Here is a 21,176-nt window from a genome sequence, read left to right as displayed (position 1 = left end):
ATTTTCCGTTTCGACTGCGCCGGAAGTGGGGCGAATTATAGGCTTTCAGAATCTGCCGTCAACACCAATTTTCACATTTCTGTCATATAAGTCCAAAAAGCCCGAAAACACGAAGGCCGACCTCAAGAGGTCGGCCTTCTGCCCTTCTACTTACAAGCTAGGGAATGCGAACTGCGAAGCCTCATGGCTCGCTCGTTGCGGCCAGCGCTGGGTAATAGCCTTGCGACGAGTGTAGAAACGCACGCCATCCGGACCATACGCATGCAGATCGCCAAACAGCGAACGCTTCCAGCCGCCAAAGCTGTGATAAGCCACTGGCACCGGCAATGGCACGTTGACGCCGACCATGCCCACTTCAATCTCATCGCAGAACAACCGCGCCGCTTCCCCATCACGCGTGAAGATACAAGTGCCGTTGCCATATTCGTGATCGTTGATCAGTTGCATCGCCTCTTCCAGGCTATTGACCCGAACGACGCACAGCACCGGCCCGAAGATCTCTTCTTTATAGATGCGCATTTCTGGCGTGACGTTATCGAACAGGCAGCCGCCGAGGAAGAAACCTTCCTCATGACCGGCCACGCTCAGACCACGACCATCCACAACCAAGGTTGCACCTGCTGAAACGCCGTCTTCTATATAGCCACTGACTTTATCGCGAGCCTGACCGGAAACCAGCGGCCCCATATCCAGGCCGCAGGTCGTACCGGCACCGATTTTCAACGCTTTGACCTGAGGCACCAGTTTGGCCACCAGCGCATCAGCCACCTGGTCGCCGACGCAGACGGCCACCGAGATTGCCATGCAGCGCTCACCGCACGAACCGTACGCCGCGCCCATCAGTGCGCTGACTGCGTTATCCAGATCCGCATCCGGCATCAATACCGCGTGGTTCTTCGCCCCGCCCAGCGCCTGGACGCGTTTGCCGCGCTTGGTGCCTTCGGCGTAAATGTATTCGGCAATCGGCGTCGAACCGACAAAGCTCAGCGCTTTGACTTCCGGCGCTTCAATCAAGGCATCCACCGCAGCCTTGTCGCCATGCACCACACTCAGCACGCCTTTCGGCAGGCCGGCTTCCAACAGCAGCTGAGCAATCAGCAGCGTCGAGCTTGGATCGCGCTCGGACGGTTTCAGAATAAAGCAGTTGCCGCAGACGATTGCCAACGGATACATCCACAGCGGCACCATGGCCGGGAAGTTGAACGGAGTAATACCGGCCACCACACCCAATGGCTGGAAGTCCGACCAGGCATCAATGTTCGGCCCTACGTTACGGCTGTACTCGCCCTTGAGAATTTCCGGTGCAGCACAGGCGAACTCGACGTTCTCGATCCCGCGCTTCAATTCACCGGCCGCATCTTCCAGGGTCTTGCCATGTTCTTCACTGATCAGTTGTGCGATGCGGGCTTCGTTCTGCTCCAGCAATTGCTTGAAGCGGAACATCACCTGAGCACGCTTGGCCGGCGGAGTGTTACGCCAGGCCGGGAACGCAGCTTTGGCCGAGTCGATGGCTTTTTGAATGGTTTCACGGCTGGCCAATGGCAGCTTGTGGATCGCCTGACCGGTGGACGGGTTGAACACGTCGGCCGTGCGACCGTCTTCGATCACCAGTTCGCCATTGATCAAATGTGGGATAAGACTCATGCGGGGCTCCTGAAAAGTTGTCCACAGGCGCCCGCGAGAGGACGCCTATATATAGAGGGAAAAATCAGTCGATTTTGTTCAGCACTTCGCCGACCGCGTCGAATAGACGATCGAGGTCTTGCGGCTTGCTGTTGAAGGTTGGGCCGAACTGCAGGGTGTCGCCGCCGAAGCGCACGTAGAACCCGGCTTTCCACAGAGCCATGCCGGCTTCGAACGGACGCACGATGGCATCGCCGTCGCGAGGCGCAATCTGGATAGCACCGGCCAACCCGTAGTTACGAATGTCGATGACGTTTTTCGAGCCCTTCAGGCCATGCAATGCATTTTCGAAATGCGGCGCCACTTCCGCCACGCTTTGCACCAGGTTTTCCTTTTGCAGCAGATCGAGTGCTGCCAGGCCTGCGGCGCAAGCCACCGGGTGCGCGGAATAGGTGTAGCCGTGCGGGAATTCCACCGCGTACTCAGGCGTCGCCTGGTTCATGAAGGTCTGGTAGATCTCGGAGCTGGCAATCACCGCGCCCATCGGGATCGCACCGTTAGTGACTTGCTTGGCGATGCACATCAGGTCCGGAGTCACGCCGAAGCTGTCGGCGCCGAACATCGAACCGGTACGGCCGAAACCGGTGATCACTTCGTCGAACACCAGCAGGATATTGTGCTGATCGCAGATTTCGCGCAGACGCTTGAGGTAACCCTGCGGCGGAACCAGAACGCCAGCGGAACCGGCCATTGGTTCGACGAATACCGCAGCAATGTTCGAGGCATCGTGCAGTTCGATCAGCTTGAGCAGTTCATCGGCCAGGGCGATACCACCTTGCTCCGGCATCCCACGGGAAAACGCATTGCTCGCCAGCAAAGTGTGCGGCAGGTGATCGACGTCCATCATCGCCTGACCGAACAGTTTGCGGTTGCCGTTCACGCCGCCGAGGCTGGTGCCGGCGATGTTCACGCCGTGATAACCACGAGCACGACCGATCATTTTGGTTTTGGTGGCCTGGCCTTTAAGGCGCCAGTAAGCACGCACCATTTTCACCGCTGTGTCTGCACACTCGGAACCCGAGTCGGTGAAGAACACGTGATTCAGATTGCCCGGCGTCAGGTCGGTGATTTTCTCGGCCAACTGGAACGACAGCGGATGACCGTACTGGAAGCCCGGCGAGTAATCGAGGGTGCCCAGTTGCTTGGCCACCGCTTCCTGGATTTCCTTGCGGGTGTGTCCGGCGCCGCAGGTCCACAGACCCGAGAGCGAATCGTAGACCTTGCGGCCCTTGTCGTCTGTCAGCCAACTGCCCTCGGCAGCCACGATCAGTCGCGGGTCGCGCTGGAAATTGCGGTTCGCGGTGTAGGGCATCCAGTGAGCATCGAGCTTGAGCTGGCTGGCCAGGGAAGTCGGGGCGTTTTCAGGCACGTTCATGGGCAAAACCTCGCAGGGCAATAAGCGGCGTGGAGATGAAAAGCTTTCTTGCAGCTAAATTGCCACGGAGATAAAGTCGGTGAAATCCAACTTTTCTAACCTTCAGTCAGCCATCTACTAAACTTTGAGTAAACAAAGCATGAGCAGCCGTCGTCCCGATCCGCTGGCGCAAGTCAGTGACTTTGATATCCGCCTGTTGCGGATTTTTCGCAGCGTCGTGGAATGCGGCGGCTTCTCCGCGGCAGAGTCGGTGCTGGGGATCGGTCGCTCGGCGATCAGCCAGCAGATGAGCGATCTGGAGCAACGCCTCGGCCTGCGTCTTTGTCAACGCGGTCGTGCCGGCTTTTCCCTGACCGAAGAAGGCCGCGAGGTCTACCAATCAGCGCTGCAGCTATTAAGTGCGCTGGAAAGTTTCCGCACCGAGGTCAACGGCCTCCACCAACATTTGCGCGGTGAGTTGACCATCGGCCTGACCGACAACCTGGTCACCCTGCCCCATATGCGCATCACCCATGCCCTGGCGCAGTTGAAGGAGCGTGGTCCGGATGTACAGATCCAGATCCGCATGATCGCGCCCAATGAAGTCGAACAAGGCGTGCTCGACGGTCGCTTGCACGTCGGCGTGGTGCCGCAAGCCAGCGCGCTATCGGGTCTGGAATATCAGCCGCTCTACAGCGAACGTTCGCTGCTGTATTGCGCGGTCGGCCATCCGTTGTTCTATGTCGACGACAAACAGCTGGACGATGAACGCCTCAATAGCCAGGACGCCATCGCCCCGACCTTCCGTTTGCCCGCCGAGATCCAGGCCCATTATCAAGCGCTCAACTGCACCGCCAGTGCGTCGGATCGCGAAGGCATGGCATTTCTGATTCTGACCGGGCGCTACATCGGTTATCTGCCGGATCATTACGCCAGCCTCTGGGTGCAGCAGGGCCGATTGCGTGCACTGAAACCCAAGGCGCGTTTTTATGACCTGAGTCTGGCATCGGTCACCCGCAAGGGCCGTCGTCCCCACTTGGTGCTGGAGAGTTTTCTGGAGAGCCTGGCAGCGACGCGTTGAACAAGAAAATCCCTGTGGAATTGCGGTGGTCAAGGTTTTATCGCGACAGGACTTGTCTGCGGCCTGCGGGTGCGCTATCAACGCATCTGGTTGCACCCATTTACCTGTTCGGAAGTGCCTATGACCTTTGAAGTCCCAGCCCACGGCGGCAAACCCGCCAGCCGCATTCGTCAGAAGAACGAAGAGACCATCATCAAAGCCGCCGAAGACGAGTTCGCCCGTCACGGGTTCAAAGGCACCAGCATGAACACCATCGCGCAGAATGCGGGGTTGCCCAAAGCGAATCTGCATTACTACTTCACCAACAAACTCGGTTTGTACGTGGCGGTGCTGAGTAACATCCTTGAATTGTGGGACAGCACCTTCAATACCCTGACCGTCGAGGATGATCCGGCAGAAGCATTGACTCGATACATTCGCGCAAAAATGGAATTCTCCCGACGCCAGCCGCAGGCTTCGCGGGTCTTCGCCATGGAGGTCATCAGCGGCGGCGAATGCCTGAGCGCGCATTTCAACCAGGACTATCGCATCTGGTTTCAGGGCCGGGCCGCAGTGTTCCAGGCGTGGATCGACGCCGGCAAAATGGACCCGGTCGACCCGGTGCACCTGATCTTCCTGCTGTGGGGCAGCACCCAGCATTACGCCGATTTTGCCACGCAAATCTGCCGTGTCACCGGGCGCACCAAGTTGACCAAGCAAGACATGGAAGACGCCGGCAACAACCTGATCCGCATCATTCTCAAAGGCTGCGGCCTGACGCCTGCTATCTAAGACACCTATGCCTTTTACCCTCAGCGGCTTTTGCGAATACCGCGAAGAGAATCGCAAAAGCCGCTTCATCACCCTCGCCGGGCCAATCACTAGCGCAGTCGACGCCCAGGCGTTCATCGAGCAGCACAGTGATTTGAACGCCTCGCACAATTGCTGGGCATGGAAACTCGGCGATCAATACCGCAGCAATGACGATGGCGAACCCGGCGGCACCGCTGGCCGGCCGATTCTGGCAGCGATCGAAGCGCAGGATTGCGATCAGGTCGCGGTGCTGGTGATCCGCTGGTATGGCGGCATTCAACTGGGCACCGGCGGCCTCGCCCGGGCCTATGGCGGCGGCGCCAACAAATGCCTGCAAGGGGCGCCGAAGGTCGAGCTGATCAGCCGGGTGCCGGTCAGTTGTGCCTGTGCGTTTGGCGAGTTGGCGCTGGTGAAGCTTCGGGTAGCGGAACTGGGCGGTTTGGTCGTGGAAGAAACCTTCACGGCCAATGGCGTGGAACTGCAATTGGCGATCGGCGAGGGGCAAATAGAGACTTTGCAGATGCAGCTGGCGGATTTGAGTCGCGGGCGCATTTTGTTGCAGCGATAAAAGATCAAAAAATCGCAGCCTGCGACAGCTCCTACGCGCCTGTGGGCGCTGCGATCTTTTGGGGCAGCCCGGTTTTCTTTACTCTCGATACTTGCCCACATCTGCTGTGCACCCGGCTGTGGATAACCTGAGCACATTCCGCTGTAACCCTTCTGTCATGCGGCTTTGCGGGCTTTGCTCATTTTTCATCCAAATCCTCAGCAACAACATTTATTCCACGTAAAAACAATCAGTTAGAGCGGTTTATCGCCATTAGAAGAAAGCCCCTCACTGCTTATGCCCCTCCCGTCGGCTTGCGCACAAATACTGTGGAACAACCTGTGGATAACCCGTTCATGGCTGGCGCAGCCCCATGTCCGACATAGCTTGCAGGGTATTGCTCGTTTTTTGATCAATTCACCGCGCGCAAAACCAGAGCCTGATCAAAGAACGTGCCCTCAAGTGGTGCCTGATTCGGAATTGGAATATGGCGAGGCACCGTCCACAACCCCTATGCCAGCAAGGCTTTGCCGATTTCCTGACTCAATGGCCAGGAAATTGCTTTATCCCCAGGCATAACTTCTGTCGACCTGAGCCTGTCATGTCCAACCCCGTGCCGATCCCCGATCAAATACCCCGCCTGCAATTGCGCAGAATCAGCAAACGTTACCCCGGTTGCCTGGCCAACGATGCCATCGACTTGAGCATTGCGCCGGGTGAAATCCACGCCCTGCTCGGCGAAAACGGTGCGGGCAAAAGTACCCTGATGAAGATCATCTACGGCGTCACTCACGCCGACTCAGGGGAAATGATCTGGCAGGGCCAGCGCGTGAGCATGCGCAATCCGGCCCAGGCTCGCGGCCTCGGGATTGGCATGGTGTTCCAGCATTTCTCGCTGTTCGAAACCCTGAGCGTGGCGCAGAACATCGCGCTGGCAATGGGCGCTGCGGCAGGAACACCGAAGCAGCTTGAGCCGAAGATTCGCGAAGTGTCCCAACGCTACGGCATGGCGCTGGAACCGGAGCGACTTGTCCACAGCCTGTCCATCGGCGAGCGTCAACGGGTGGAAATCATTCGCTGCCTGATGCAAGACATTCGCCTGCTGATTCTCGATGAGCCGACGTCGGTACTGACTCCGCAAGAGGCCGATGAGTTGTTCGTCACTTTGCGCCGACTGGCCGCCGAGGGCTGCAGCATTCTGTTTATCAGCCACAAGCTCGGCGAAGTGCGCGCGTTGTGCCACAGCGCTACGGTGTTGCGCGGCGGTCGGGTGGCCGGGCATTGCGTGCCGGCGGAGTGCTCGGATCGGAAACTGGCGCAGTTGATGGTCGGTGAAGCTGCCGAGCTGATCACCGAGTATCCAAAGGTCATTGGCGCGGATGCGTTTTTGAACGTGACGGGGTTGTCCTGGCACAACCCGGACCCGTTCGGCTGCTCTCTGAAGAATATTGATTTCGACGTGCGCAGCGGCGAAATCGTGGGGGTCGCCGGAGTGGCCGGCAATGGCCAGGATGAGTTGCTGGCCTTGCTCAGTGGTGAAGAACGGCTGCCCCGCGATGACAGCGCAACGATCAGTTTCGGCCGGCAACCAGTGGCCCATTTGCGGCCAGATGCTCGACGTAAACTTGGCCTGGCATTCGTTCCCGCCGAGCGTCTGGGCCATGGCGCGGTGCCGGAGCTGAGCCTGGCAGATAACGCCCTGCTCACCGCCTTTCAACAGGGGCTGGTCAGCAACGGCCTGATTCAGCGCGGCAAGGTCGAAGCGCTGGCCGAAGACATCATCCGCCGCTTCGGGGTCAAGACACCTGATGCCCAGGCGCCTGCTCGCAGCCTGTCCGGCGGCAACTTGCAAAAATTCATCCTCGGCCGGGAGATCCTTCAGCAGCCTAAATTACTGGTGGCCGCGCACCCGACCTGGGGCGTGGACGTCGGCGCGGCCGCGACCATTCACCGGGCGTTGATTGCCTTACGCGATGCTGGCGCGGCGATTCTGGTGATCTCTGAAGACCTCGACGAATTGTTCCAGATCAGCGACCGCCTCGGCGCCCTGTGCGGCGGTCGGCTGTCGCCATTGCAGGCCACCGTCGACACCCATCTGAGCGACGTCGGCGGCTGGATGGCCGGCCAGTTCGACGCGCCTCAATCACCTGCCCCCGTAGCGCTTTAACGGAGTTTCACATGCTGCTTTCTCTCGAACCCCGTGGCCAGCAATCGCGCCTGATGTTGTGGTGCTCGCCCTTGCTGGCGGCCGTGTTGACGCTGGGCTGCGGCTCACTGCTGTTTATCGCGCTGGGCCACGATCCGGTGCTGACCTTGCACACGTTGCTGATTGCACCGATCAGCGACTTGTACGGCGTCTCCGAATTGTTGGTCAAAGCGTTGCCGATTCTGCTCTGCGCATTGGGCCTGGCGGTGGCGTATCAGGCGCGGATCTGGAACATCGGCGCCGAAGGTCAGTTGCTGCTCGGCGCCCTCGCCGGCAGTGCGTTGGCAGTGAACATTATCGATATGCAAAGTCGCTGGGCGCTGGTGCTAATCCTGGTGGTCGGCACCTTGGCCGGCGCCGCGTGGGCCGGGCTGACGGCATGGTTGCGCACGCGCTTCAACGCCAATGAAATCCTCACCAGCATCATGCTCAATTACATCGCCCTGAACCTGCTGCTGTTCTGCGTCCACGGCCCGCTGAAAGACCCGGCCGGGTTCAACTTTCCAGAGTCGGCGATGTTCGGCGATGCCAGTCGACTGCCGCTGTTGATGGAGGACGGCCGGGTTCACGCCGGTGTGTATTTCGCCTTGCTCGCGCTGGTAGCGGTGTGGGTGTTGCTGCAGAAAAGCTTTGTCGGCTTCCAGATCAAAGTGCTTGGGCTGGACAAGCGCGCCGCCGGTTTTGTCGGCTTTCGCGAGAAGCGGCTGATCTGGCTGGCGCTGTTGATCAGCGGCGGTTTGGCGGGGCTGGCCGGCGTGTGCGAAGTCACCGGGCCGATCGGTCAATTGGTGCCGCAAGTCTCACCGGGTTACGGTTATGCGGCGATCACCGTGGCGTTTCTCGGGCGACTGAATCCCATCGGCATTCTGTTTTCCAGCCTGTTGATGGCGCTGCTGTACATCGGTGGCGAGAGCGCGCAGATGAGCATGAACCTGCCGCAAGCCATCACTCAATTGTTCCAGGGGATGATGCTGTTTTTCCTGCTGGCCTGTGACGTACTGATTCTCTACCGACCGCGTTTGAACCTGCGCTGGGCTCGCCGTGCACCAACCACCGCCGTACACGCAGGAGCCTTGTGATGGATATCGATCTGCTGAGCAATATTTTCTACGCCATGGTCCGTTGCGGTACGCCGTTGTTGCTGGTGGCGCTGGGCGAGCTGATTTGCGAGAAGAGTGGCGTCCTCAATCTCGGGCAGGAAGGCATGATGCTGTTTGGCGCGGTGATCGGTTTTATCGTCGCGCTGAACAGCGGCAATCTCTGGCTTGGCGTGTTGCTGGCAATGCTCGCCGGGATGCTGTTGTCGTCGCTGTTTGCCTTGGTGGCACTGGTGTTCAATGCCAATCAGGTGGCGACCGGGTTGGCGTTGACGATCTTCGGCGTGGGCCTGTCGACCTTTGTCGGCGCAGCGTGGGTTGGCAAACCGTTGGCGGGTTTTGAGCCAGTGGCGATTCCGTTGTTGAGTGAAATCCCGCTGATCGGACGGATGCTGTTTGCCCAGGACTTGTTGGTGTATCTGTCGTTCGCGCTGTTCACGTTAGTGGCCTGGGTGATTCTGAAAAGTCGCGTCGGGTTGATTATTCAGGCAGTCGGCGAAAACCCGGATGCCGCTAGTGCCATGGGCTTGCCGGTGTTGCGCGTGCGTACGCTGGCGGTGCTGTTTGGCGGCGCAATGGCGGGGTTGGCCGGGGCTTATTTGTCCCTGGCGTACACGCCGATGTGGGCGGAAAACATGAGCGCCGGTCGTGGCTGGATTGCCCTGGCGCTGGTGGTGTTTGCCAGTTGGCGGGTGTGGCGATTGCTGCTCGGGGCGTATCTGTTCGGTCTCGCCAGCATCCTGCATTTGGTGGCGCAGGGGTTAGGGCTGGCGATTCCGTCGAGCCTGTTGGCGATGCTGCCGTATGTCGCGACCATTGTGGTGTTGGTGCTGCTGTCCCGGGATGCCGTGCGCACACGGTTGTATGCGCCGGTTTCGTTGGGGCAGCCGTGGCAGGCCGGGCATTAGGGTTGGCTTCAAGGGCCTCATCGCGGGCAAGCCCGCTCCCACAAGTTTTGTGTCGATCGAAAATTCCGTGTTCGCCAAAATCACTGTGGGAGCGGGCTTGCCCGCGATGGCGCCCGAACAGGCATCACCTGAACAACGCCCCACGCCAATTCAAAGACCAAGAAAACAACCAGCAATGAACTGGCGCCGTGGAGCAAGGCATACAGTTGCCAAGCCGAAAACAGAAACCTCCCCACCGCGTCATACCGCCCAAACACCAACTGCGGATCACGAATCCGCAGCACCGCCCAGACGCACACAATCGAACCCAATAAATTCGCCATCAGCATATGCATCGGCTCGAACGGCGGCAGCTCGCCTGGCAGATTGAAAGTCTGACTCAGGCTCAACAACACGCCATGCAACGCCGCAAAACTCCACGGTGTCACAAAAGCAGCGGTCACGATCAGGTCGTACCACGCACTGCCACGCACCACTTGACGATATTGCGTTGAAGTCCACATCGGCATTGCTCCATAAATTCAGGGAGCAACAAGGCTAAAGCCTGGAGTATGCTCCAGGGTCAAGCCCTCTCGAGACACCAAGATTCGGCTCAGCGGCGGGGCTTTACCCTTGGTGAGATCGGCAGCAGTGTCGCTGCGCTGTGGCAGGCGCCCGACCCAGCCAATGCCGTTACCCGGCTGCTGCAAGACAAACTGAACCTGATCGAAACCCGCATCGCCGAACTCGACGTCTTGCGTCAGGAACTGCAACATCGACTCGGCCAGCGTTGTCCATTAAATCCGTGATTCTCATCTATCCAGGAAGCCATTCATGTCTACGGCAAAAACCGCACTCATCATCGGCGCCTCCCGGGGCTTGGGCCTCGGTCTGGTGAAAACCCTGCTGGCCGACGGTTGGCAAGTCACCGCCACCGTGCGTAACCCGCAGAACGCCGAAGCCTTGCAAGCGTTGGGCAAGGTGCGGATCGAAAAACTCGACATGGACGATCAGCAAGCAGTCATCGCCCTTAGCCAACAACTCAAGGGTGAAGTGTTCGACTTGTTGTTCGTGAATGCCGGGGTCAAGGGGCCGGAGGTCCAGACGCCGGGCGGCGCGACGTTGGCCGAGGTCGGTCAATTGTTCTTCACCAACGCCGTGGCGCCGATCAATCTGGCCCAGCGATTTGTCGGGCAGATTCGTGAAGACAGCGGCGTGCTGGCGTTCATGAGTTCGGTGCTGGGCAGCGTGACCATGCCCGACGCGCCGGAGCTGGCGCTGTACAAGGCCAGCAAGGCGGCGCTGAACTCCATGACCAACAGCTTCGTCACCCAATTGGGCGAACAGAAACTCACCGTGCTGTCGCTGCATCCGGGTTGGGTGAAGACTGATATGGGCGGTGAAGGCGCGGACATTGATGTGGAAACCAGCACCCGCGGGCTGATCGATCAGGTGAATGCGTATGCCGGCAAGGGCGGGCATCATTTTGTGAACTACAGGGGTGAGACCATTCCCTGGTAACACCACCGCACCCTGTGGGAGCTGGCTTGTCGGATCGCCGCACCGCTGCGATAGCATCACCTCGGTATCGCTGAAAAACCGAGGTGCCTGCATCGCGGGCAAGCCCGGCTCCCACAGGGTTTGGCATCGCCTGGTCGGACCGGGCTTGCCCGCAAAGCTTTTTTGTTCGAAACTCCGCACCTCGCCCCCGCGGCGACCCTGGATCAGCAGACAGGGCAACACTGAGCTGGCAACCCTGAACCCAACTTTCAGAGGAGCCGGCCACCATGCCTGCGACCCGTACCTGGTTAAAAAATCCCCTCGCCATTTTCACGGCCAACGCGCTCGATGCCCGTGGCGGTCTGGTGCTGCAAGACGGTTTGATCGTCGAAGTGCTCAGCGCCGGCCAGCAACCCTCCGCGTCCTGTGACCACGTTTTCGATGCGCGCGAACATGTGATCCTGCCAGGGCTGATTAATACCCATCACCACTTCTATCAAACCCTGACCCGTGCCTGGGCGCCGGTGGTTAATCAGCCGTTGTTCCCGTGGTTAAAAACCCTCTATCCAGTTTGGGCTCGCCTCACCCCTGAAAAACTTGCCCTCGCCACCAAAGTCGCGTTGGCCGAGTTGCTGCTGTCCGGTTGCACCACCGCGGCCGATCACCATTACCTGTTTCCGGAAGGCCTGGAAAACGCGATCGACGTACAGGTCGAGAGCGTCCGCGAACTGGGCATGCGCGCCATGCTCACTCGCGGTTCCATGAGCCTTGGTGAAAAAGACGGCGGCCTGCCTCCGCAGCAAACCGTCCAGGAAGGCGAAGTGATCCTCGATGACAGCCAACGTTTGATTGCCGCGTACCACGAGCGCGGCGATGGGGCGCAGATTCAAATCGCCCTAGCGCCCTGCTCACCGTTCTCGGTGACCCCGGAAATCATGTCCGCCAGCGCCGAACTGGCGAACTCCCTCGACGTGCGCCTGCACACGCACTTGGCAGAAACCCTCGACGAAGAAGACTTCTGCCTGCAACGTTTCGGCCTGCGTACCGTGGATTATCTGGACAGCGTCGGCTGGCTCGGCCCGCGCACCTGGCTGGCCCACGGCATTCATTTCAACCCCGACGAAATCGCCCGTCTCGGCGCGGCCGGCACGGGTATTTGCCATTGCCCGAGTTCGAACATGCGCCTGGCCTCCGGCATTTGCCCGACGCTGGACCTGACTGCTGCGGGTGCGCTGCTGGGTCTGGGCGTGGACGGTTCGGCGTCCAACGATGCGTCGAACATGATCCTCGAAACCCGTCAGGCGCTGTACATCCAGCGGCTGCGTTATGGCGCGGAAAAGATTACGCCGGAGTTGGTACTGGGCTGGGCGACCAAGGGCTCGGCGAGTTTGCTCGGGCGCAGCGATATCGGTGAACTGGCGGTGGGCAAGCAGGCGGATCTGGCGTTGTTCAAACTGGATGAACTGCGCTTCTCCGGCAGCCATGATCCGGTGTCGGCGCTGCTGCTGTGCGGCGCGGATCGGGCGGACCGGGTGATGGTCGGCGGAAAGTGGCGGGTGATCGATGGACAGGTTGAGGGGCTGGATCTGAAAGGGTTGATTGCCGATCACAGCCAGGCGGCTCGGCAGTTAATCAGCGGCGTCTGATACGACACCTTTCCCATGTGGGAGCGAGCCTGCTCGCGATGACGGAGTGTCAGTCAGTTTAATGGTGCCTGACACACCGCCATCGCGAGCAGGCTCGCTCCCACAGTGGCTTGTGGTGTTTCAGAGGCCCAACAACGACAACATGATGAACGTCGCAAACAGCACAAAGTGGGTCATGCCTTCGATGGCGTTGGTTTCTCCATCATTGAGGTTGATCGCGCTGACGATCAGGGTGATGAAGATCATAACGGTCTGCACCGGGGTCATCGCCATCTGAAATGGCTGGCCGGTGTAGAGCGCCATCGCTTCCATCACCGGCACCGTCAGGATCACCGTCGACAGCGACGCGCCCATGGCGATGTTGACGACCGACTGCATGCGATTGGCCAGTGCCGCCCGCAACGCGGTCAGAATCTCCGGCGCCGCGGAAATTGCCGCCACCAGAATCGCCGTGATCACCGGCGGAGCTCCGGTTCCTTCCAGGCCCAGATCGAGGGTCTTGGACATGACTTCGGCCAATGCGCCGATCACCACCACGCCAAACACCAACGTGCCGATGCTCAATGCCAGATTGATCGGTTCGGGCTTCTCGTCCGGTTCCTTCCTGCGACGCTTTTCCGGGTAGCTGTAGCTGAAGAAATAGCTATGAGGCCCGACCTGCATGCGCAGGAACAAAGCGTAGAGCACGACCATCGCGCCGATGGTGAAGGCTGAATAGAGTTTCCAGTTGGCCTCGGGAATGAACTCCGGCACCACCATGGAAACGCCCATGGCGGTGAGGATCATCACGCTGTAGCTGCGCGCCGAGTCGTCGTTGTAAGACTGTTCGCCGTGCTTGAGCCCACCCATCAACGCGGCCAGGCCGAGAATGCCGTTGATGTCGAGCATCACCGCTGAATAAATCGTGTCGCGAACCAGCGTCTTTGAGGCTTCGTTGCTCATCATGATCGCCAGGATCACCACTTCCACCAACACCGCTGCCAGGGTCAGGATCATTGTGCCGTAGGGGTCGCCGACTTTTTCGGCGAGCAGTTCGGCATGATGGGCGACGCGCATCGAGGCAGCGACGATGAACGCGATCAGCACCAGGCCGGCGCTCAGGGCGATGGTCTGGCCGCTGTGCAGCAGCCAGTGCTCCATCGGGTAGGCGACGAAGGCGGTGATCAGGGCCAGCAGTAGAAACTTTTCTTGCTTGATGAGTGTGAGCATCGCGGGCCTTTTGCCGAACTGAGCGAAATCGGCGTGATGAGCTACTGACTGCGGGGCGGCGCCAACGTTTCGTTACACCTTAGCGCACCAGTGGATGGCGTGGATTGGTGAGGGCGCACCGGGATGGTTCTGTGGTGAATTGAACATCAAAAGATCGCAGCCTGCGGCAGCTCCTACAGGAGTACGCGAAATCATGTAGGAGCTGCCGCAGGCTGCGATCTTTTGATTTTGTTGTCCTGTTGGTCAGCAATTTGCATTGACCTCGCACACCTCACAACAAAATGGAGTTCCAGTTCATGCATAAACGTCCGTTGAAGCAGCTACTTTGCGCTGTCGCCGCAGCCATCGGTCTGAGCGCCAGCCTGACCGCCAGTGCTGCCGACCCGCTGAAAGTCGGCTTCGTCTATATCGGCCCAATCGGTGACCACGGCTGGACGTATCAGCATGAACAGGGACGCAAGGCGCTGGCTAAGAAGTTCGGCGAGCAGATCACCACCAACTACGTGGAGAACGTCGCCGAGGGCGCCGACGCCGAGCGGGTGATCCGCAACATGGCCAAGGACAAATATGACCTGATTTTCACCACGTCTTTCGGCTACATGAACCCGACCCTGAAAGTCGCCAAGCAATTTCCCAAGGTGACTTTCGAACACGCCACCGGCTACAAGCAGGACAAGAACCTTGGCACTTACCTGGCGCGCACTTATGAGGGCCGCTACGTCGGCGGTTTCCTCGCGGCGAAGATGACCAAGACCAAGAAAGTCGGCTACGTCGCTTCTTTCCCGATTCCGGAAGTCATTCGCGATATCAACGCCATTCAACTGGCCCTGAACAAGTACAACCCGGGCACCGAGATCAAAGTGGTGTGGGTCAATTCCTGGTTCGATCCGGGCAAGGAAGCCGACGCCGCCAATGCGCTGATCGACCAGGGCGTGGACGTGGTGTTCCAGCACACCGACAGCCCGGCACCGATCCAGGCGGCCGAACGGCGCGGCGTGTATGCCGTCGGTTATGCGTCGGACATGGCGCACTTCGGGCCAAAAGCGGTGCTGACGTCTATCGTCAACGACTGGGGGCCGCACTACATTCAGGCGACCCAAAGCGTGCTCGACCACACATGGAAATCCCAGGATTACTGGGGCGGTCTGAAGGAAGGCACGGTTGAGCTGCCGATCAGCGACCTGGTGCCGGCTGCGGTAAAAACCGAAGCCGAACAGATCATTGCCGACATCAAGAGCGGTGCTCTGCATCCGTTCACCGGGCCGATCAAGGACCAGGCCGGCGTCGAGAAAATCCCGGCGGGCGCGACGGCAACCAATGCGGAACTGGCGTCGATGAATTACTACGTCGAAGGCATGAAGGCCGAGATACCGAAGTAATTCCTTTGAACCAAAACACAGTACCTGTGGGAGCGGGCTTGCCCGCGATAGCGGACTTTCAGTCAACAGAGATGTTGGATGTGCAGACGTCATCGCGGGCAAGCCCGCTCCCACAGGGCTCTGCAGTGTTTTGTCAATCTGCGTACTCTTCAGGACAATCGCATGAACAGCCTCCCGATCATCGACATCAGCCCGCTCTACAGCGCTGATCAAAACGCCTGGCAATCGATCGCCACACAAATCGACCACGCCTGCCGCGAATGGGGCTTTTTCTATATCAAGGGCCACCTGATCGCCCCGTCGCGTATCGATGCCGTGCTCGACCATGCCCAACGTTTCTTCGCCCTGCCCGCCGCCGAAAAACTCAAGATCGACATCACCCAGACCCGCCACCACCGCGGCTATGGCGCCATCGCCACCGAGCAACTCGACCCGAGCAAGCCCAGCGATCTGAAAGAAACCTTCGACATGGGCCTGCACCTGCCGGCTGATCATCCCGAGGTTATTGCGAAAAAACCATTGCGCGGTCCCAACCGTCATCCGTCGATGCCCGGTTGGGAATCGCTGATGGAGCAACACTACGTCGACATGCAGGCGCTCGCTCAAACCCTGTTGCGGGCCATGACTCTGGCATTAGGCATCGAGCGTGACTTCTTCGATAGCCGTTTCAAAGAACCGGTCAGCGTGCTGCGGATGATTCATTACCCGCCGCGCCATACTGCCAGCACCGAAGATCAGCAAGGTGCCGGCGCTCACACCGATTACGGCTGCATCACCCTGCTCTATCAGGATGCCGCGGGAGGTCTGCAAGTGCGCAACGTGCAGGGCGAATGGATTGATGCGCCGCCGATCGAAGGCACGTTCGTGGTCAACCTCGGCGACATGATGGCGCGCTGGAGCAACGACCGTTACCTGTCGACGCCGCATCGGGTGATCAGCCCGCAGGGGGTGGATCGGTACTCGATGCCGTTCTTTGCCGAACCGCACCCCGACACGCCCATCGAATGCCTGCCCGGTTGCCAGGACGAACGGCATCCAGCGAAGTATCCGGCCACCACTTGTGCCGAATTCCTGCTGTCGCGCTTTGCCGATACTTACGCCTATCGACGGGAACAGGAAGCCGTGTAATGAACCGGCTGGTCAGGTTTTGCTCATTGTTTCTGCGCGCATCTGTAGAATGCCCTCATTGCACCTGATGAGATTTCAAAAATGTACGACTGGCTGAACGCTCTGCCCAAGGCAGAATTGCACTTGCACCTGGAAGGTTCGCTGGAGCCTGAGCTGCTGTTCGCCCTGGCCGAACGCAACAAGATCGCCCTGCCGTGGAGCGACGTTGAAACCCTGCGCAAGGCTTACGCCTTCAATAACCTGCAAGAGTTTCTCGACCTGTATTACCAGGGCGCCGACGTGTTGCGCACGTCTCAGGATTTCTACGACCTGACCTGGGCCTACCTGTTGCGCTGCAAGGCGCAGAACGTGATTCACACCGAACCGTTCTTTGACCCGCAAACCCACACCGACCGTGGCATCCCGTTCGAAGTAGTGCTCAACGGCATCGCCGCCGCACTGAAGGATGGCGAGCAGCAACTGGGCATCACCAGTGGTTTGATCCTCAGTTTCCTGCGTCACTTGAGCGAAGACGAAGCGCAGAAAACCCTCGACCAGGCATTGCCGTTCCGCGATGCGTTTGTCGCCGTGGGCCTGGACAGTTCGGAGATGGGCCACCCGCCGAGCAAGTTCCAGCGGGTGTTCGATCGTGCGCGCAACGAAGGCTTCCTGACCGTGGCCCACGCCGGTGAAGAAGGCCCGCCCGAGTACATCTGGGAAGCCCTCGACCTGCTGAAAATCCAGCGCATCGACCATGGCGTTCGCGCCATCGAAGATGAGCGTTTGATGCAGCGGATCATCGACGAGCAGATCCCGCTGACCGTGTGCCCGTTGTCGAACACCAAACTCTGCGTGTTCGATCACATGTCCCAGCACAACATCCTCGACATGCTCGAGCGCGGTGTGAAGGTCACGGTGAACTCCGATGACCCGGCCTACTTCGGCGGGTATGTCACCGAGAACTTCCACGCGCTGTACACCGATCTGGGGATGACCCAGGATCAGGCCAAGCGCCTGGCGCAGAACAGCCTGGATGCCAGATTGGTCAAACCTTAAAAGCCACCGAATAACCTGTGGGAGCGGGCTTGCCCGCGATAGCGGACTGTCAGCCAACTCAATGTTGAGGCAGTTGGCCTCATCGCGGGCAAGCCCGCTCCCACAGGGACTGTGTTCAGCCGACGATCTCTACTTCGCTCAACTCTTCCAACGTCTTGCCCCGGGTTTCCATCCCGAACATCCACACCACCCCCGCCGCAATCGCAAAACACATCGCCCCCAGCGCAAACACTCCGCCCTGCCCGGTCATCGGGAACACCAGCCCGGTCACCAACGGCCCGAGCAACGACCCCACTCGGCCGATGGCTGACGCGAACCCCGAACCCGTGGCGCGTGCCGACGTCGGGTACAATTCAGGGGTGTAGGTGTAGAGCACCGCCCACATGCCGAACAGGAAGAACTGCATCAGCAGCCCCGAGGTAATCAACAGACTGACGTTGCCGCCGAACACCGCACTCTGGCCATAAAGAAACGCCATGACCCCACCGCCGAGCAATGTCACGACGCACACCGGTTTACGCCCCCAACGCTCCACCAGCCAGGCAGCCATGAGAAAACCGGGAATCCCGCCGAGGGAAATCAGCACCGTGTAATACACCGACTGGGTCACGGCGAAACCCGATTGTTGCAACAGCGCACTGAGCCAGGACGTCAGGCCATAGAAACCCAGCAAGGCGAAGAACCACACGCTCCAGATCATCATCGTGCGCTGGCGATACTGCGGCGACCAGATCTCTCGTAGCGCAGAGAAGAAAGTGCCCGGTTGACTCGCCACCCGGGGCAGACGAATCGGTTCAGGCAACTCCGTACGGCCCAGTGAAGCCCGAACCCGGGCTTCGATGCCGCGCAAGACCTTATCCGCCGCGTCATGATGCCCGGCCTGCTCCAGCCAGCGCGGTGACTCGGGAATGAAAAAACGAATCGCCAGGACGAACACCGCCGGCACCGCCAACACCAGAAAGATGTCGCGCCAGCCAATCACCGGCAACAGGAAGTACGACAGCACCCCGGCGGCGACGAAACCGAGGGGCCAAAAACCATCCATCAATGCGATGTAACGCCCACGTCGCTTTGCCGGAATCAGCTCGGACAGCATCGACTGCGCAATCGGAAACTCCATGCCCATGCCGATCCCCAACAGGACTCGGAATAGCGTCAGCGTTTCGACGTTCTGCGCCGTGGAGCACAGGTAGCTGGCGATGCCCCACAGCACAATGCTCCACTGGAACACCGGTTTGCGCCCGAAGCGGTCGGCCAACATACCGGACAGCGATGCGCCCATGACCATGCCGAAGAAACTCGAACTGGCCAGCAATCCGGCCTGCGCCGTGCTCAGGCCGAACTCGGTTTTGATCGAGCCGAGGAGGAAGGTCATCATCGCCAGGTCCATGGAGTCGAAGAAAAACGCCAAGGCAATGATGATGAAAATGATGCGGTGATAACCGCTGATGGGCAGCCGTTCCAGTCGTTCTGCCGCGCTGAAGCTTCGTGTTTCCATGCCACATCCCCCCAATCCTGAAAGTCCCCGGATCGAGTGTGCGCGATAGCGGCTGGGGATTATTGCTGAATACGACCTGTCCACAGCTCTGAACGACGCCTGAAACAAAGATCCCGGACGTCGCATCTCAATGGCTCTAAAGCGCCATTTCCAGTTCGGTTTCCTTGGCGAAGCGATGGATTTCCCGTTGCCCCGCAGCGGTGATCTGCAACGCTCGCGAATCGTTGGGCAGGCTCAACCAGCCGGACTGCATGAACAACTGCAACAACGCCGCGCCCAACGAACCACCCATATGCGGGCGTCTTTCGCTCCAGTCCGGGCAAGCGCAGGCGACTCTGCTGTTGCGATGAGCCAGCGCCTGGATGAATACACCGCGTGTTGCCAATTGTGTGGCGCCCTTGTGAGTGATCATGACCCGTTGATCGAGTTGCTCGATCCACCCCGAATCCAGCAGACGCTGGTAAAGATCGGCGGCCAGGGTGCCGCCCAGATGGTCGTCGCAGAGCCTGGCCCGCAGCAATGACGAAGGCGCCGCCTGAGGTTTGGCGATAGGGCTGGTGCGTTTGAAAACCTCTGGAATATCCCGAGGCGCGCTGGCCAGGGTCGCGCTGGCCAAGGCCTCTATCGCGGCGCCGACTTCGGGCGCGGCAAGCCGGAAAAACCGCTTGCGTCCACGGGTTTCGACTTTCAACAGACCTCCGGCGGACAAACGCCCTAAATGCGCACTGGCCGAAGACGGCGACAGGCCGGCCAGCAACGCCAGCTCTTCGGTTTGCCGCGCCGAGCCGTCCATCAAGGCCCACATCATTGCGCTGCGCTTTGGGTCAGCCAGCAATGTGGCGATCTGGCTGATGCAAGGTGCATGTTCCATGTATTCACTCCCTGTTGAATCGTTTCGTCTACTGCTCAGAGACATCTTGACCAGTAATGTGTCGTCGGCCAAGACGCGAAAACCGCCATAAACCGGCAAAGGCACCCACTCACCCAGGCCATTGCTTCGCGGGTGCAATGAAGGTCCGGTGATGACCATGGGTCTGACCGAATCGAACCTGAACTCGCCATTGCGAGGTCGACGGTGCGTACATGAGGCGAGCGCTAGTATAAGCGGGTTAACCGCCGGTTCCTGCCCTCGGGGATCCATTGGTGGTGATAGTTCCTGACAGAAATTTCGCTATTTGCCTGCGACTAATGATCGACATCCGATTTAGTCGGAAATTGACTGCTTATACGAGCGCATCGGCTGGCAAGCATTTCCCGCAAAAGGTTCACCGGCTTACTCAATTGTGCGCGATGGGCGCACAGCAAATTCAGCGGTGCGCGCTCACAGAGCAGCTCCGGCATCAGCACTTTCAACCGACCGGCCAGCACATCGGCAGCGACATCGAGCCAGGACTTATACGCAATCCCCGCCCCCGCTATGGCCCACAGACGCACAACATCGGCGTCGTCACTGAAACGATCGCCACTGACCGTCAGGCTCACTTCACGTTTGCCATCGTGGAAACTCCAGTGATCGTGGACCCGGCCGCCGAGCATGAACAACAGGCAATTTTGCTGAGCCAGTTGCTCCAGATGCCGAGGTTCGCCATGCCGGGCCAGGTAACTCGGCGCCGCACAGAGCACGCGACGGTTTTGCGGAGCGATGGGCAACGCCACCAGACTTGAGTCTTCCGGCTCGCCATAACGCAGGGCAATGTCCACCGGTTGGCGGAACAGGTCGGCGATGCGGTCGCCCAATAGCAACCGAACCGTTAGTTTCGGATGTTCACGCTGAAACTCATCGAGCCACGGCAACAGCAGGTTGCGACCGAAGTCCGAAGGCGCCGACAGCTGCAAAATCCCGCTGACCTGATCCTGCCCGCTGGCCAGCAGGCGGCGACCTTCATCAAGATTGCTCAAGGCTGCCCGGGCGTATTCCAGAAAGCCCTCGCCTTCAGCGGTCAAGCGCAGGCTACGGGTAGAGCGGGCGAGCAAGCGCGCGCCGAGTTGTTGTTCGATGCGCTTCAACGCCGCACTGGCCACCGCCGCCGACATATCCATCACCCGCGCCGCCGCCGACAGACTGCCCAGGTCCGCAGCCCGAACGAACAACTGCAAGTCATCGAAACGCAACATCGCCAACCCCGATTATCAA

General features: G+C 59.6%; 18 protein-coding genes and 1 pseudogene. 12 read left to right on the top strand and 7 right to left on the bottom strand.

Annotated features, from left to right (window positions below; all coding sequences use genetic code 11):
• Positions 1-150 precede the first annotated feature (150 nt).
• Positions 151-1,644, bottom strand: a complete 1,494-nt coding sequence (locus JFU11_RS26590) for a CoA-acylating methylmalonate-semialdehyde dehydrogenase (RefSeq protein ID WP_123718930.1) — start codon at positions 1,642-1,644, stop codon at positions 151-153.
• Between the two features lie 64 nt (positions 1,645-1,708).
• Positions 1,709-3,058: an aspartate aminotransferase family protein gene (locus JFU11_RS26585; RefSeq protein WP_030128382.1), complete on the bottom strand. Its 1,350-nt coding sequence runs from the start codon at positions 3,056-3,058 to the stop codon at positions 1,709-1,711.
• A gap of 139 nt (positions 3,059-3,197) precedes the next feature.
• Here JFU11_RS26585 and JFU11_RS26580 point away from each other — a divergent pair, with 139 nt between their 5' ends.
• From JFU11_RS26580 to JFU11_RS26555, 6 genes are all read left to right on the top strand, one after another.
• Complete coding sequence (locus JFU11_RS26580) at positions 3,198-4,118, top strand: LysR family transcriptional regulator (RefSeq protein WP_008006295.1); 921 nt, start codon at positions 3,198-3,200, stop codon at positions 4,116-4,118.
• A 120-nt stretch (positions 4,119-4,238) separates the two neighbouring features.
• Positions 4,239-4,889 (top strand): TetR/AcrR family transcriptional regulator, encoded by a 651-nt coding sequence (locus JFU11_RS26575; protein WP_038978834.1) that lies wholly within the window; start codon positions 4,239-4,241, stop codon positions 4,887-4,889.
• Between the two features lie 7 nt (positions 4,890-4,896).
• A complete protein-coding gene (locus JFU11_RS26570) occupies positions 4,897-5,478 on the top strand; it encodes a YigZ family protein (protein ID WP_201062586.1) in 582 nt (193 codons plus the stop codon).
• Positions 5,479-6,058: 580 nt separating this feature from the next.
• Positions 6,059-7,624 carry an ABC transporter ATP-binding protein gene (locus JFU11_RS26565; RefSeq protein ID WP_201062585.1) on the top strand — a complete coding sequence of 522 codons (1,566 nt, stop codon included), beginning with the start codon at positions 6,059-6,061 and terminating at the stop codon, positions 7,622-7,624.
• Between the two features lie 11 nt (positions 7,625-7,635).
• Positions 7,636-8,742, top strand: coding sequence for an ABC transporter permease (locus tag JFU11_RS26560; protein ID WP_201062584.1), 1,107 nt, complete (start codon positions 7,636-7,638; stop codon positions 8,740-8,742).
• Complete coding sequence (locus tag JFU11_RS26555; protein WP_038978830.1) at positions 8,742-9,668, top strand: ABC transporter permease; 927 nt, start codon at positions 8,742-8,744, stop codon at positions 9,666-9,668. Before JFU11_RS26560 ends, JFU11_RS26555 begins: the two co-directional genes overlap by 1 nt.
• Positions 9,669-9,748: 80 nt before the next feature.
• On the opposite strand, the gene JFU11_RS26550 is transcribed toward JFU11_RS26555, so the two are convergent.
• Entirely contained in the window at positions 9,749-10,171 is a 423-nt protein-coding gene (locus JFU11_RS26550) for a hypothetical protein (RefSeq protein ID WP_123718934.1), read from the bottom strand.
• Positions 10,172-10,255: 84 nt separating this feature from the next.
• On the opposite strand from JFU11_RS26550, the pseudogene JFU11_RS26545 reads away from it, so the two are divergent.
• From JFU11_RS26545 to JFU11_RS26535, 3 genes and pseudogenes are all read left to right on the top strand, one after another.
• Positions 10,256-10,456 (top strand): annotated as a pseudogene (locus JFU11_RS26545) (MerR family DNA-binding protein); the annotation flags it as partial.
• 25 nt (positions 10,457-10,481) lie between these two features.
• Complete coding sequence (locus tag JFU11_RS26540; protein ID WP_201062583.1) at positions 10,482-11,168, top strand: SDR family oxidoreductase; 687 nt, start codon at positions 10,482-10,484, stop codon at positions 11,166-11,168.
• A 266-nt stretch (positions 11,169-11,434) separates the two neighbouring features.
• Positions 11,435-12,793, top strand: a complete 1,359-nt coding sequence (locus JFU11_RS26535; protein ID WP_123718936.1) for an 8-oxoguanine deaminase — start codon at positions 11,435-11,437, stop codon at positions 12,791-12,793.
• 120 nt (positions 12,794-12,913) lie between these two features.
• On the opposite strand, the gene JFU11_RS26530 is transcribed toward JFU11_RS26535, so the two are convergent.
• Positions 12,914-14,002: a calcium:proton antiporter gene (locus JFU11_RS26530; protein ID WP_201062582.1), complete on the bottom strand. Its 1,089-nt coding sequence runs from the start codon at positions 14,000-14,002 to the stop codon at positions 12,914-12,916.
• 296 nt (positions 14,003-14,298) lie between these two features.
• On the opposite strand from JFU11_RS26530, the gene JFU11_RS26525 reads away from it, so the two are divergent.
• From JFU11_RS26525 to JFU11_RS26515, 3 genes are all read left to right on the top strand, one after another.
• Complete coding sequence (locus tag JFU11_RS26525; protein WP_123718938.1) at positions 14,299-15,381, top strand: BMP family ABC transporter substrate-binding protein; 1,083 nt, start codon at positions 14,299-14,301, stop codon at positions 15,379-15,381.
• 162 nt (positions 15,382-15,543) lie between these two features.
• Positions 15,544-16,509 (top strand): 2-oxoglutarate and iron-dependent oxygenase domain-containing protein, encoded by a 966-nt coding sequence (locus tag JFU11_RS26520; protein WP_123718939.1) that lies wholly within the window; start codon positions 15,544-15,546, stop codon positions 16,507-16,509.
• An 81-nt stretch (positions 16,510-16,590) separates the two neighbouring features.
• Positions 16,591-17,544: an adenosine deaminase gene (locus JFU11_RS26515; protein WP_038978824.1), complete on the top strand. Its 954-nt coding sequence runs from the start codon at positions 16,591-16,593 to the stop codon at positions 17,542-17,544.
• Between the two features lie 115 nt (positions 17,545-17,659).
• Here JFU11_RS26515 and JFU11_RS26510 read toward each other — a convergent pair whose 3' ends face one another.
• From JFU11_RS26510 to JFU11_RS26500, 3 genes are all read right to left on the bottom strand, one after another.
• On the bottom strand, positions 17,660-19,042 hold the full coding sequence (locus JFU11_RS26510) for an MFS transporter (RefSeq protein ID WP_201062581.1): 1,383 nt from the start codon (positions 19,040-19,042) through the stop codon (positions 17,660-17,662).
• A 136-nt stretch (positions 19,043-19,178) separates the two neighbouring features.
• Entirely contained in the window at positions 19,179-19,913 is a 735-nt protein-coding gene (locus tag JFU11_RS26505) for a helix-turn-helix transcriptional regulator (protein ID WP_201062580.1), read from the bottom strand.
• Between the two features lie 314 nt (positions 19,914-20,227).
• Entirely contained in the window at positions 20,228-21,157 is a 930-nt protein-coding gene (locus JFU11_RS26500; protein ID WP_123718943.1) for a LysR family transcriptional regulator, read from the bottom strand.
• Positions 21,158-21,176 lie beyond the last annotated feature (19 nt).

The sequence above is a fragment of the Pseudomonas sp. TH37 genome, assembly GCF_016650735.1.
Taxonomy (GTDB): domain Bacteria; phylum Pseudomonadota; class Gammaproteobacteria; order Pseudomonadales; family Pseudomonadaceae; genus Aquipseudomonas; species Aquipseudomonas farris.
Note: the sequence above shows the minus strand (reverse complement) of the source record. Positions and strands in the feature narration are given on the sequence as shown.